9 protein-coding genes are annotated in these 13,250 nt (G+C 58.4%); all 9 read right to left on the minus strand.

Going from position 1 to position 13,250, the window contains the following annotated elements:
- Window positions 1–2: 2 nt before the first annotated feature.
- Window positions 3–1,313, minus strand: coding sequence for an adenylosuccinate synthase (locus tag QNJ86_RS03890; RefSeq protein WP_283831281.1), 1,311 nt, complete (start codon window positions 1,311–1,313; stop codon window positions 3–5).
- A gap of 232 nt (window positions 1,314–1,545) precedes the next feature.
- Complete coding sequence (locus QNJ86_RS03895; RefSeq protein ID WP_283831282.1) at window positions 1,546–2,235, minus strand: response regulator transcription factor; 690 nt, start codon at window positions 2,233–2,235, stop codon at window positions 1,546–1,548.
- A gap of 66 nt (window positions 2,236–2,301) precedes the next feature.
- Window positions 2,302–3,984 carry an ATP-binding protein gene (locus QNJ86_RS03900; protein WP_283831283.1) on the minus strand — a complete coding sequence of 561 codons (1,683 nt, stop codon included), beginning with the start codon at window positions 3,982–3,984 and terminating at the stop codon, window positions 2,302–2,304.
- Window positions 3,985–4,047: 63 nt separating this feature from the next.
- On the minus strand, window positions 4,048–4,716 hold the full coding sequence (locus QNJ86_RS03905) for a TorD/DmsD family molecular chaperone (RefSeq protein ID WP_283831284.1): 669 nt from the start codon (window positions 4,714–4,716) through the stop codon (window positions 4,048–4,050).
- A gap of 84 nt (window positions 4,717–4,800) precedes the next feature.
- Complete coding sequence (locus QNJ86_RS03910; RefSeq protein WP_283831285.1) at window positions 4,801–5,379, minus strand: 4Fe-4S dicluster domain-containing protein; 579 nt, start codon at window positions 5,377–5,379, stop codon at window positions 4,801–4,803.
- A gap of 15 nt (window positions 5,380–5,394) precedes the next feature.
- A complete protein-coding gene (locus QNJ86_RS03915) occupies window positions 5,395–8,052 on the minus strand; it encodes a molybdopterin-dependent oxidoreductase (RefSeq protein ID WP_283831286.1) in 2,658 nt (885 codons plus the stop codon).
- Between the two features lie 205 nt (window positions 8,053–8,257).
- Window positions 8,258–10,477 carry an ATP-binding protein gene (locus tag QNJ86_RS03920; RefSeq protein WP_283831287.1) on the minus strand — a complete coding sequence of 740 codons (2,220 nt, stop codon included), beginning with the start codon at window positions 10,475–10,477 and terminating at the stop codon, window positions 8,258–8,260.
- Window positions 10,474–11,757 carry a metallophosphoesterase family protein gene (locus tag QNJ86_RS03925; RefSeq protein ID WP_283831288.1) on the minus strand — a complete coding sequence of 428 codons (1,284 nt, stop codon included), beginning with the start codon at window positions 11,755–11,757 and terminating at the stop codon, window positions 10,474–10,476. The genes QNJ86_RS03920 and QNJ86_RS03925 overlap by 4 nt, the downstream gene beginning before the upstream one ends.
- A gap of 39 nt (window positions 11,758–11,796) precedes the next feature.
- On the minus strand, window positions 11,797–13,209 hold the full coding sequence (gene dnaB / locus QNJ86_RS03930) for a replicative DNA helicase (protein WP_420052755.1): 1,413 nt from the start codon (window positions 13,207–13,209) through the stop codon (window positions 11,797–11,799).
- Window positions 13,210–13,250: the final 41 nt, after the last annotated feature.

Genomic DNA, 13,250 nt, shown 5'->3' on the forward strand with positions numbered 1-13,250 from the left:
TCCTACCAGCCGCGAAGAATTGTTTGGTCGCGGTCGGGGCCTACGGCGATAATGCTGATGCGCACGCCGGTGATCTTCTCCAAATACTCCACGTAGCGCTGCGCGTTCTCCGGCAGTTCCTCGAACGAGCGGCACCCCGTGATGTCCACGTCCTTCCACCCCGGCAATTCCTCGTACACGGGCTTCGCGTGGAACAGCACGCTTTGCTGCATGGGGAAGTAATCGTACACCTTACCTTCGCACTCATACGCCGTGCACACTTTAATAGTGTCGAAGGCGGAGAGCACGTCCAGCTTGGTCAGCGCCACATCGGTGAGGCCGTTCACCTCGGCGGCGTAGCGCGCGATGACCGCGTCGAACCAGCCGCAACGGCGCTTGCGTCCGGTGGTCACGCCGAACTCGTGGCCCACCTTGCACAACAGCTCGCCGGTTTCGGCTTCTTCACCAACGCCACCGTCCTCCGCAAAGCGCTGCTCCGTGGGGAAGGGGCCGCCGCCGACGCGCGTGATGTAAGCTTTCTGGATGCCCAGCACGCGATCGATGGCCTTCGGGCCCACGCCCGTGCCCGTGGCCGCGCCGCCCGCGCAGCACGACGACGACGTGACGTAGGGGTACGTGCCGTGGTCGATGTCGAGCAGCGTGCCTTGCGCGCCCTCGAACAGGATTGACTTGCCTTCGCGCACGGCCTCGTTCAGCAGCTGCGCCGTTTCGGCCATGTAGGGCTTCAGGATGCGCGCGTAGGGCAGATATTCCTCGCAGATTTCTTCCACCGTGTAGGTGTGCAGGCCGTAAATCTTTTCCAGGATGGGGTTTTTCTGCGCGAGCACCGCGTCCAGCTTCAGACGGAAGATTTTTTCGTCGAGCAAGTCCTGCACGCGAATGCCCTTGCGAGCCACTTTGTCCTGGTAGCACGGGCCAATGCCGCGCTTCGTGGTGCCAATTTTGTTTTCGCCGAGGCGCTTTTCGTCCGCGCCGTCGAAGTCCTTGTGGTACGGCATGATGATATGCGCGTCGCACGAGATTTTCAGGTTCTTGCACGAGATGCCTTCGGCCTCAAGCATGACCATCTCTTTGATGAGCACGCCCGGGTCAATGACCACGCCGTTGCCGATGACGGGCACGGCGTTTTCGTACATGACGCCGGAGGGCATGAGATGGAGCGCCAGCTTTTTGTCGCCGTGAATAACCGTGTGACCGGCGTTGTTGCCGCCTTGATAGCGCACGACATAATCATAGTCGCTCGCAATGAGGTCGGTGATTTTCCCTTTGCCTTCGTCCCCCCACTGGGCGCCGACAAGTACCGTGCTGGGCATATGGTTCGCATCCTTTCACGCCCGCCGCTTTAGGCGCCGGGCCTCGCGCGGAGCCTCCTTCGGAAGCCTCCCGCTTGCGCGCCGCGCGACGTCAGAACCCCCACGCCGCGAACGCCACCTCAACCTATCCGCAAGTTCATGATTATATCAATCTAGGAGGCAGTTTTTCTTTTGGCGCAATTCTTTTTGAGGCTTCCACATGAGAGCGATACAGGGGAAAGTCTTCTCCTGCTTATTCCGGCCCAAAACGGTAGCCGGCATGCCAGACGGTTTGAATGAAATGTGGGTTCGACGGATCTTCTTCAATCTTGCTGCGCAAGCGATGAACGAGAACGGTAATACTGGTAATTTCGCCTGCGTACTTGGGACCCCACATTTCTTCGGTTAGTTCTTTATGCGAAAACACCTGTCCCGGACTGCTCGCCATAATAACCAACAACTGATATTCCTTCGGGGAAAGCACCACCGATTCGCCGCGTACCGTTACACGGCGGTTCACGGTATCTATCTCAAGTCCGTCAACCTTCAGTACTTCGCTGCCCATACCCTTCCCAACACTCATTTGCGAGCGGCGCAAAAGCGCTTCCATACGCAGCAGGAGTTCTTGCGCAACAAAGGGTTTTACCAGGTAATCATCTGCCCCCATTTTGAAACCCACGCTCTTATCCAGAATATCACCCTTTGCCGTAAGCATAATAATAGGAGTGGTAAACCCTTTGCTCCGCACCCGACCACATACCTCGTGGCCATCAACCTTTGGCATCATGACGTCAAGTAAAATGATGTCCGGATGTTCCTTCTCCAAAAGGGCAAGCGCCTCTTCGCCGTCTTTGGCGCAAACGTATTCGTAACCATTACCAGTTAAAATATGCTCCACTAACGTGCGCATGCCTTCATCGTCATCAGCAAAAAGAGCTTTCATTGCTTCCCCTTCGTACATCTCCTCCAAGTTCGATTACTGGTTTCTTGCACTTTCGCTTCGCGCGTCTTATTCTTCTTCGTCCAACCAGTCAATCGGCTCCACCGGAATGGTTATTGTGAAACTACTTCCGCGTCCCACGCAGGAGTCCACCTCAATGGTGCCTTCTAGCACCTCAACCAAATCTTTGACCAGTGCCAGACCCAAGCCGCTGCTTCCGTAAGAGCGATCGAAGGAGGCGGAAGGGTGAGAACCTTTTGCGAATCGCTCGAAAAGGCCTGGGACTTCATTCGGATCGATACCGCATCCATCATCACACACCTTGAGCGTAAGCAGCGCGGATGTTTCGTCAAAGCTGGCACGTAAGTCCACATGTCCGCCGGCATCGATAAACTTGATGGCATTCGACACGAGATTCTCTAAAATGCGCCTGAGCTTGTCACCATCGGTCAAAACCACCGGAACATTTTCATCAACTGCAAGAGAAAGCTTTGCGGCTTTCTTCTCAGCCAAAAACGTTGCATCGTCACGCACAATGCCCAGTAAGTCAGCCACGTCAACAGGACCCTTTGACACGTCAGTACGCCCCGCTTCAATACGCGTTAAATCCAGCATGTTGTTCACCATTGATAGTAAAATGCGGCTGCTGAATTTCATTTCGTTCATGATTTTCTTTTCATTGCTGTCGCGCGGCGTATTCGTTTGCTCCCAAAGATCGACAAATGCCAAGATAGAGGTAAGCGGCGTGCGCAATTCGTGGCTCACGGTGGCGAGGAAGTCCTCTTTCAGTTCATTATCCTTTTGAAGGATGCTGTTCATATGCTCAAGTTCGATCCGCTGTCGTTCCAGCGCTTTATTCGATTCAATCAGTTGCGCCGTACGCACATCCACTTCTGACTCCAAATGCTCATAGAGCGTCTTCAACTCCCTGGCCATAGAGTCGAAGCGGAGCGCCAAATCTTCCATTTCATCCCGTTGTCCAATACCTTGAAGATCAACGTCAAAATCATGCTTCTCAAGCTTGCCCGAGGCCTCGCCCAACTTTCTTAAGGGACGCGTCACCAGCCGCGACACGCCGTAAAATGCAATAAGCAAACAACAGGCCAAAAAAAGAAAGAAAACCAGCGTTTCCCGCGCGATACTTTCTTGAGCGCCAACCAGATACGTGTCAGCAGGGATAATAATGCTTGCCGCACCCGCAAGATCCCCAACAGATCGACCCTCTTTGGGGTAACCCATGACATCAAGTTCGCCTTCGGGCATACCGTGGCACTCAAGACATGATTCCGACATCCACAGCGGCTCAATGTAGCGAAACGCCTTGTCACCTTCGTAATCAACCAGCCCATAGTACGCCTCAAGATCGGGGTTATCGCGAAGGGCTTGCAGCGCCTCAAGTTCGTACGCATCGGGAGCATCCGTAGGCTTGCGCGTTTCGAGGTTGGTGTAGTGAATGATGATGCCGCCGCTGTTGTTGGTGAACTTCTGCGCTACCACCTTGGCCGCCACCACGCAGTACACGTTATAGGTGCCGTCTTCATTTCGGATAAATTGGCTTTGGTTGACCTCCATAAAATCCCAGACTGCGTCCATCTCGGTAGCGAGCATATGTGCCGACTCAAGCATCTCGCGTTCAACCTGGTCATGCTGAACGGAATCGCGCCATACCGCGTTAATGGCAAGCAGAAACGCTGCCGTCACAATGAACAGCACTGCAAATTTGGCTTTCAAACCCACTTTGCGTTTCGCCATGCCTTTACCCCTTTACCGAACGGGCCCTGAGGAATTCTCGCAGGCCCGTTCCGGATTACCCCCTTACGCCAACGACCTCGCCCTTTCCAAAGCCTTGGCATCAGCCGCAATGAAAGCAGCGAGTGTGTGCGTTACCCCTTCATAATAATCAGAATGGCCCTTTGTAGCCACGTCCTGAGCAAAATCATTCACCCAGATGCCCACATGATCAGCAATAAACGTGTGGCTCGATTCGAGAAGTTTTTGGCAGTACTCCTTGTCACCCTGGTCATACGCCTCTTGAGCCCGGGCGGCGAGCGTCGCAAGGAAGTCAAGCTCAAGCGCAATATGATCGTCGGGAACACGGGGATAGCATTCAGGAATAAATCCGTGTGCACGATAAGCGTTACGAACGTCAAGCGTTGTCGGTTGCATGAGCAGCCGTTTGTTCGACGTATAAACCGATTCCCAAGGAGGGGCGGGCAATTCGGCTGGCCCTTCGAACAGACGCCTATATTCGCTGCGCCATGAGGCAACGCTGTCACGCGCCGTTTGAATGTGGTGGATCATAGTTTCCGACTGTTGAAGCGCGGCACTTCCTTCGCCGAATACCAGTGCAAAGGCTTCTTGCGCGACAGTAACCTCAATCGCTTCAAACAGTTCAGCACTTGGCTCTGTGCCCAGCAAGCGCTGAAAGAGTAAATAGGTATACGACCGCGCCGCCAGCCACTCAAGCGTTTCTTCCTTCATCATGTTATTCCCCTTATACCTCAGTGCCTTGCCGGGAACTGACTCCCGGCAAGGCATCACATGCTATCCCCTTGTTTTCATCGTGCGCTAGATAATGAAGGGCTTGTACTGCTCGCTCAACGCGGCTTCCTTTGGATCTACAGCCAGTGAAGGGTCGGTTGCTGCCGGATCGGGCAGGATAGGTAATGCGCTTACGGCAGTACCATGCTGAGCTCGCAGCTCTTCTATGTCGCCGTATTCGAGGGCGCGCATCACGCACGCATCCACGCACACCGGATTCTGCCCGGCATCACGAAACGCCTTACAACCGTCACACTTGCCCGAAGTTCCCTTGTCCTCCTGCAATACCGGCACGCCATAGGGGCAGGACTTCACGCAGGTGCCGCAGCCAATGCACTCCTTATAATCAATGAATACCGTGCCGTCATCAGGATCTTTCTGCATAGCTCCCGACGGGCAGTTGGCCACACATGCCGGCTTCGCGCAGTGGTTGCACGTGAGCGCATAGTGATACACCGTCGCCGTTGGGTAGGCACCCGTTTCGAACGACTCAACTCGGCGGAACGTCACGCCTGGAGCCAGGTCGTTACGATCACAGCACGCCACCTGGCACACTCGACAACCGATGCAGTCTTCTTGGTTAAAATAAAAACCGAACTGGGTCATAGCTCGTCCACCCCTTTATTCCTGAATCGAAGGGATACGCTGCGGAACCAAGTAGTCCTCTTCGAGCGCGTCCCCTTGGTATTTTTCGAAGTTCACCAGGTTGGTGTTGTACCCGGCAACGCCAAATCCCGAGGTAGCGGGCGAGGTGAACAGATTCTCGGCACCAGCGCGGTCCACGCCGTCCTTATCCACATCCACCCAGGGACCATGCGGTAGCGCAATAACACCAGGCATAAGGCGCTCGGTCACGCTGGCGGGACGCAGCGACTGGGCCTTCCCATTCCAGATGCGCACCGTGTCACCATCGACGATTCCCTTCTCGGCAGCATCAACTGACGAAATGAACACCGGATTTGCAAACGCCTGACGCAGATAGGGCAGGTTGTCGAACTGCGTGTGTGATCGGCGCAGATAGTGCGGATTGAATACCTGGTAGGGATAGTCGCCCTTCACGCCGTTCGCGAAGTCGGCGAATGACGCCTCGTATCCATTGACGGGGACCTTGTACGTGGGATAGGGCTTCCACACGAAGCCGTCTTTGGTATAACCGGCGGCATTCAAGGAATCTGCCTTCGTCTGGCTGTAGATTTCGAACTTGCCACTGGGCGTTTCGCGCGGGTTGGCCGTGGGATCCTTGATAAAGTCCTGGTAGCCATAATAGGTATACACGTCACCCGGCTTGCGCTCAACCTTGTAGATACCCTTGTCCAAAAATTCGCTCAGGGAGATTACGCCCTCTTGCGGCTTGCCTTCGACACCCCAAGAAGAAATGTCATCATCGGTGATGGTGAGGAACGGAACAAACTCGCCGGTGTCGGGAGACTTCATGGTGGTGCCCGCCAGCATGTTGAAGAACTCCTGCTCATCGCTCAAGGGGAACAGCTCATCGGCGTTGAGCCCCACTTTCGCGGCAAGTTCTTTGGCAATCTGCTTGTCTGATTTCGCTTCGAAGAGCGGTTCGCACACTTGGGTCGCAGCAATGAGTGCCTCGCGGTTTTTCAGCGTCATAACCGAACCGCCACGCAAGTCACCCACCTTTTCCCATTCGGTGATGACAGGCAAAACCACGTCCGAGTACTGCGCCTGAGTGGTGTAGGAGCGCGCCGTGGAGAACACGAAATCAACCTTGCGCACCGCTTCGATGGCAGAACCGGTATCAAGCAGCGTATTCATGGGGCTGGCCTCGGTGAACACGATGAGACGCGTATCGATGTCTTTGCGGTTCTCGGGCGGGCACGTAGGCCACGGGCCTCGGCTGTTGAACGTACCGGTCAGGATGGCGCTCCACTGCTCGGGGTCGTTGACAATGTCGGTGATGGGGTTTTTCGGCGCGGCAGGAGCACCCGATGCGCCCAGATTGAAAATGGTGTCCATGCAGCTGCCCGCACAGTTGTGGTAGGCCTCACCAATCGCATGACCAGGCTTGCCCAAGTGGCCGCCCATCAGGCCAACTGCCATGTACAGGTAGTTCGCATCGTCTGAGTCATTGGTACGGAACGCCGCGTAGCTGCGGAGCGTGGTAACTGCGTTATCCCTTTTGAGCATATCGGCATAAAACACAATGTCCTCGGGCGGCGTGCCACTGATAGCCGATGCCCATTCTGGCGTCTTCGGTTGTCCGTCGTAAGTGCCCATCACGTAATCGTGGAAATTTTCGTTCACCTTGGCATCGGCGGGCATGCTATTACCGTCAATACCCACCGTATACTTGGCGAGAAAGTCCCAATCGATAACTGAACCCTTCTGGGCTTCATCGCTCTTGAACATTTGATAGGCTACTGCCAGCAAAAATGCCGTGTCAGTACCAGGACGCACCTGTATCCACTTTGCGTTGAAGTGAGCCGCTGTCACGTTATACTCGGGGCCGACGAATACAAACTGGACGCCCGCCTTCTTTGCTTCGTTAAAGTAGTACATATACGTACCGGGAGACGCCCATGCCTGGTTGCAGCCGTACAGCACAAGGTAGTCGGCGTTCACCCAGTCGGTGCGGTCGTTCTGCTCGCCAATACCCATGAGCGGCTGTCCCATTACCGTGGAGTGGTATACGGCAGTACCCATTGAACCAGAAGTGATGGAACCCACCGCGCCACCCAACGCGTTAATAACGCCTGTGATGTTGCCTTTGACCTGGCCCGGATACAGGATGGCGCGATTGCCATGCGTGTCGATAGTGTTCTTCAATTCGTCAGCCACAATGTCAAGCGCTTCATCCCAGCTGATGCGCACCCATTCGTCCACGCCGCGCAGTTCCTTCTTACCGCCGGTGTGCGGTTCCCAATTTTTGCGCTTCATAGGGTACTTCAGGCGATCGACACCGAATGTGTGCTGCTTCTTCGAGCGGCCGCGCGGGCAGGCGCGCAGCTGCGGAGCAGCCATGCTGTCTTCCGTTGTGTCGTCAGTCTTCTGGCGCACAACCACGCCATCGACAACGTACACTTTGTTCAAACACATGCCGCCGCAGTTGTTGTTGCAGCAGGCGGTGACCCACTTGCCTTCAACGTTCGGATCGAGCTCTTTGTCTCTGGCCGCGCCTTTGGGTTCCTCTTCGGTCTTTTTCAGCCTGGTCTCGGGCTGGCAACCCGTCAAGGCCAACGTTGCCATGGCAGCGGCGCTTGCTCCAACAAACGAGCGCCTGGTAATGCTGCCTTTTCCCCGTGTTTGATTGCTCATGTGCAATCCCCCTCTCGTTGATACTCGCCCTTCCTTGCACGCTTTCAGTGACTCTTCGGTGAACAAGGTTGCAGGCTGAGTATTGCAAACGGAAAGATGCCACTCAATTGAATCGGCTGTAATAGATATTACATTTTTGAAATAAGTGTTGAGGTGTGGAAGGTGGTTACAGGGGGGTTGTTTGAGCGTGCTGCTGGCTGCTGGTCTACAGATTCACCACGTTCAGTGCTGGATCGGCGGAGCGCATGGACTCTACTATTTCTTCATGGCAGGTGAAGAGCACCACCTGGCGCACGGTTGCCAGTTCAGCTAGCGCGCGAGCGGCGCCTTCGCGGCGGCGGGTATCGAAGTTTACGAGGATGTCGTCGGCCAGGATGGGCACCGAGCGACCCACGTTGTCGGCCGTAAGCAACAGCGCAATACGCAGCGCCAGGTAGAGCTGCTGGCACGTGCCGAGCGACAGGTGCACGGGTTCGCGCGTAGTTTTTACGGCGTCGGTCACCGTAAGTTTGCCCCCAGGTGTCATGGCCACCTTCGTCCAGCGACCATCGGTCATGAGAGAAAGCAGGCGGCTGGCCTGGCGATATACCTCGGGCTGGCTCTTCGATTCCCACGCGCCAATGGCTGCTTCCAGCATGCGTTTGGCCAGAAGCAGGCGCGCGTAGTCCTGCGCGCTTTCGTTTTGGCGGGTGCGCACCTGCTGGTAGCGCAGCTTTATTTCGTCGAAGCTGCGGGCGCGTTCGGCCTGCGACAGCTCCTGCTTGAGTTCGCCGTAGCGACGGTTGAGGTTCTCGCTGGCCTCTAGCAGACCCGCGCGCTGGCGGGTTTTTTGGTCGATGGCAGCGTCCAGCGACGCGATTGACGCGTCGTCGGGTAGCGCAGCACGGCGCAGAATGCGTATGCGTTCGCGCTCTACCTCAACCAGGCTTTCTTCCACCGACGAGAGGCGCGCAACAAGGGCCTGTTGGCGCTGGAAGAAGAGGCCTTCGGCGGCGCGGGCTTCGCGCGCCTCATCAAGCAACGTGCGTGCGCTACGCAACGAACCCTGCGCGGCGGCGAGGCCCGCCTCGTCCAGCTGCGCGTGCACACGACCGGCCAGCTGTTCTTGCGCGGCCAGACACGCTTCCAGCTTCTTTTTGTCTTGCAGCATGACCCACTTCGCGTCCTGCTTGCGGGCCTCTTGCGCCTCGGCGGCTTTGTCGGGACGGAACAACATAACGAGCGCTGCTGCGGCCAGCATCAGGGCAAATACCACCAGACCAATGCCGAGCGCCGTAAACGACAGGCTGTTGATGTCGCGCCCGTGCATGAACAGCGGCAGACCCGCCGCCACAAACACCAGCGGCAACACGATGGAAAGCCCCACCTGCACGCGGCGCTGGCTGCGGCGTTTCTCGCGCGCCTCGCTGGCGCCTTCCGTTTCCAGCAGCGCCTCGTAGGCGGCCGTGGAGGCGGCGTAGTTGTCCTTCGCGAGATCAACGCTGTGGGCGCATTTCGCCTGTTCATCGGCCAGGGCATCGATGCGGTCACGCAGGTGGCGTTCGTCTGCGGTGCCCAGGTTGACAAGGGCCGGATCTTTGGTGCGACCATGGAGGCGCTGCTCAGCGTGCAGCGCTGCTTCGTCTTCGCGCAGGGCGTCGCGCTGGCGCTTGTATTCGGCGCGCTGCGTGTCGAGTTTTTCTAGGCTGGCGCGCTGCGCTGTCAGCGTTTCGATGGCGGTGTTCAGCGCGTCAATGCGCGCGAGCATCTGCGCACGCTCAGGTGCCAGCTCGTGGAATTCCTTGTCGCGCGCCTTGTAGCGTTCGGCCTCGTCGGCCGCGGCCGCCATCTGAGCACGCAGGTCGTCCTGCTCAGCGGCCAGATTCGCAAGCGAATGTTCGATGCCCGCCGCTTTCGACGTGTATTCCGCGAGGCGCGCCTGCACCTCGGCGAGGGCGTGGGCGGGGCTCGCGCCCGTGCCCGACCCTACCGTCAGCAGCTTTGCCGTGATGTCGGTGGTGTTGCGCAGGCTACGCAACTCGTCGCTGGTCAGGGAGAACATCGTTTGGAACGTTTCCTTGTCGATGTCGTCCACCAGCTCGGTTGCACCCTGTAGGCCGTCGGCGTTTCGCGCGCGAGAGAGCACCCACCCCTCAGGCGGTTCTTCCTCGCCATTATCCGCGTCGCCGGGGCGCGGCGCGAAAAACAGCGAACCCGCGCGCTCGGCGTTGCTGGGGCGGTACGTATTGCGCGTGCCGCGGGCCTCTTCCCAGCCAAACAGCACGCCGCCCACAAACGACGCCAGCGTAGACTTGCCCGCCTCGTTGTGGCCGAACACTACGTTCAATCCCGGCGCGAACGGCCCAACCACCTTGTCGGTGAACGCGCCGAAGCTTTCCATTTTCACGCGCTCAAGGTAGGGAGCATGGCCTTGATCAGGCATCATTCGTCCCCCCTATTCAGCAAGTCAAGCACCAGGTTCTCGGCGTCCGCCGCCAAATCGTCGATGCGGCGCGCAAAGGCGCTGGGCAGCTGCACATTCTTCTTCAGGAATTCCTCCTGAAGATACGCCATTTCTTCGTCGCTGTCCGCGCGCAGCGCGTCCGCCACCTGCAAGAACACGGCGGGGAACAAGCCTTCGCGGCGCAGTGCCTCCTTGTCGCAGGGCCTGGTGGTGGCGTCAATCAGCGCATCGCAGAAGAAGGAGGGGTAGCCATCGTTGATGTGTTTGCGCAGATCTTCCACCACGCCGGGGCGCGCGAGCACCGCATGCAGCGGCGTGGCGCCCGTCAGCGTTATGCGCGCGCACATTTCTTCGCAGTGCGCCTTGCCGTTCGCGCGGAACAGTTCGCGCATAATTTTGTCGGTGACATCGCCCACATTCGCGCAATCGGTCACGTCCACGTCCAGGCGCTGCCACACCACACTGGCCGTAGGCACGAATTCCACGCTGTTGCGCCGCCCTTCCTCCAGCGTCACCACAAAGCAGCCGCGCTCGCCTGTTTCTTTGATATCGCGGCCCTGGATGCAGCCCGAAAATACGATACGCGGGTCGTCGAACGAGGGGCGCGCGAACTTCTGGTGGATGTGGCCGAGCGCCCAGTAGTCCACGCCCGCACGCAGCAGCGCGGCCGTGTTGGTAGGAGCTTTCACCGGGTCGAGATCGAGGCCGGTGTGCAGCACACCCACGACGAAGGGTGCGCTGGCCGCGTCGGGCGCTTCGCCCGCGAGCGCCTCAATGGCAGCCGCGCGCGTCAGGCCCGAGGAAATGTCCTCGTCAGCGGGCCATGTTTGGTTGTAATAGCCGCGCCCGCAGATAAGTGCCAGCGTTTCGCCGTCCTTGCGGAAGGCGGCGAAGCCGGGCTTGTCGGCCGGCAGCATAACGGTATTCGGCGGGAACGCAAAGAAGTCGCGCTGCCACGAGGTGAAGGGGTCGTGGTTACCCGTGCACAAATACACGGGGATGCCCGCTTCGTCCAAGCGGTGCAGTCCTTTGAAAAAGTGCAGGTAGTCGCCGTAAGAGGCGCGCGCCGTGTCGAAGATGTCGCCCGCGATGACCACGAAATCTACCGCGCGCGACACCGCCGCGTCAATCACGCGATCATACGCCTCGGGGATGGCGTCAAGCAGCCTATTCGCCCAGGCGTCAGACAGCGCACGCACGCCGCGGAACGGCGCCCCCAGATGGAGGTCGGCTGCGTGGATGAATGTGAGTTTTTTCGCCATGGCGGTAAGTGTAACGCGACCGCGCCCCGCGCGGGCCGGCTAGTACCCGCCTGCGCGCGAATCGTCGATGAAATCCATGAAGCGCGTGTACTCGGGGTTGAAGGCGAGCGGAATGTCGCGCGTGGGACCGTTACGGTGCTTCGCCACAATAAGTTCGGCGGTGCCCAGGTCTGGGCGGTCTTCGCTTTCGGCTTCCACCTCGTCCATACTGCGGTCGATGAACATAACGATGTCGGCGTCCTGTTCGATAGAACCCGATTCGCGCAGGTCAGAGAGCATCGGGCGCTTCTTGCCGCGCATTTCCACGGCACGCGACAGCTGCGAGAGCGCGATAACCGGCATGTCCATTTCCTTCGCGAGCACCTTCAGGCCTCGCGAGATTTCGCCCACCTCAACGGCTCGGTTGCCGTCGCGGCGCGTTTGCGGCGGCTGCATGAGCTGCAGGTAGTCCACGATGATGAGGCCTTTGCCCTCCGCGCGGCGCAGTTCGCGGCGCGCCTTGGCGCGCGCTTCCAGGATGGACAAACCCGGCGAGTCGTCGATGTACAGCTCCAGGTTCGAAAGCGTGTTGGTGGCATCGGCGATGGCGCCCCAGTCGCCTTCGGAGATGAAACCGCCGCGAATCTTCGACAAGCTGACGCGGGCCTCGGCGCACAAGATACGCTGCACCAGCTGGCCCGCGCTCATTTCCAGGGAGAAGAACGCCACGGCCGCGCCCGACTTCGCCGCGTTCACGGCCAGGTTCAGCGCAAACGACGTCTTACCAACACCGGGGCGCGCCGCCAGAATAACCAGGTCACCGCCGCGAAAGCCGTGGAACAAGTCGTCGGCATCCTTGAAGCCGGTGGGCACGCCGGCCATGTGATCCTTCTGCTCGGCCAGGCGCGACAGCTCTTCGAAGGCGTCAATCAGCAGCGTGTCCATCTTTGCAAAGGTGGACGACACGCGCTTTTCGGTGACGTTGAAGAGCGTTTTTTCGGCCTCTTCCACCACCTCGTCCAGGTTGTCGGGCGCGTCGTAGGCCAGCGCGTTGATTGAGGCCGAGGCGTAAATAAGTTCGCGCAGAATGGCGGTACGTTTCACAATGTCGGCGTGGTTTTGCCAGTTCGTGAGCGCGAACGTGTTGTCCGCCAACTCAATGAGATAGGGCTTACCACCCACGGCCTCCAGCTGTCCTGTCGCGTTCAAGTTGTCCGCGAGCGATATCTGGTCGATGGGAATGCGGCGGTTGTTCAGTTCGCACACCGCTTCGAAGATGATGCGGTGGGCCGGACGGTAGAACGCCTCCGGCTTCAGCTTCAGGATGAGTTCTTCCACCGCTTCGGCGTTCAGCATGCATGCCGCCAAGACCGACTTTTCGGCCTCGATGTTTTGCGGCATGGGTTTATTGCGGGCCGCGGTTCCTTCGTTGAAGTCAGTTGCTTTAGTGGGGGCTTGGGTCGCAGGTGGCATTTCGTTCCTTCGCGCGCAGAGTCTCTTGGCTTTTCACCGCT

Source organism: Gordonibacter faecis, from assembly GCF_030077735.1.
GTDB lineage: Bacteria > Actinomycetota > Coriobacteriia > Coriobacteriales > Eggerthellaceae > Gordonibacter > Gordonibacter faecis.

What these genes read in the sequence shown, in the direction of transcription:
- QNJ86_RS03890 (WP_283831281.1), bottom strand. Translation starts at nt 1,313, where the DNA reads ATGCCCAGCACGGTACTTGTCGGCGCCCAGTGGGGGGACGAAGGCAAA.
- QNJ86_RS03895 (WP_283831282.1), bottom strand. Translation starts at nt 2,235, where the DNA reads ATGAAAGCTCTTTTTGCTGATGACGATGAAGGCATGCGCACGTTAGTG.
- QNJ86_RS03900 (WP_283831283.1), bottom strand. Translation starts at nt 3,984, where the DNA reads ATGGCGAAACGCAAAGTGGGTTTGAAAGCCAAATTTGCAGTGCTGTTC.
- QNJ86_RS03905 (WP_283831284.1), bottom strand. Translation starts at nt 4,716, where the DNA reads ATGATGAAGGAAGAAACGCTTGAGTGGCTGGCGGCGCGGTCGTATACC.
- QNJ86_RS03910 (WP_283831285.1), bottom strand. Translation starts at nt 5,379, where the DNA reads ATGACCCAGTTCGGTTTTTATTTTAACCAAGAAGACTGCATCGGTTGT.
- QNJ86_RS03915 (WP_283831286.1), bottom strand. Translation starts at nt 8,052, where the DNA reads ATGAGCAATCAAACACGGGGAAAAGGCAGCATTACCAGGCGCTCGTTT.
- QNJ86_RS03920 (WP_283831287.1), bottom strand. Translation starts at nt 10,477, where the DNA reads ATGATGCCTGATCAAGGCCATGCTCCCTACCTTGAGCGCGTGAAAATG.
- QNJ86_RS03925 (WP_283831288.1), bottom strand. Translation starts at nt 11,757, where the DNA reads ATGGCGAAAAAACTCACATTCATCCACGCAGCCGACCTCCATCTGGGG.
- dnaB (WP_420052755.1), bottom strand. Translation starts at nt 13,209, where the DNA reads ATGCCACCTGCGACCCAAGCCCCCACTAAAGCAACTGACTTCAACGAA.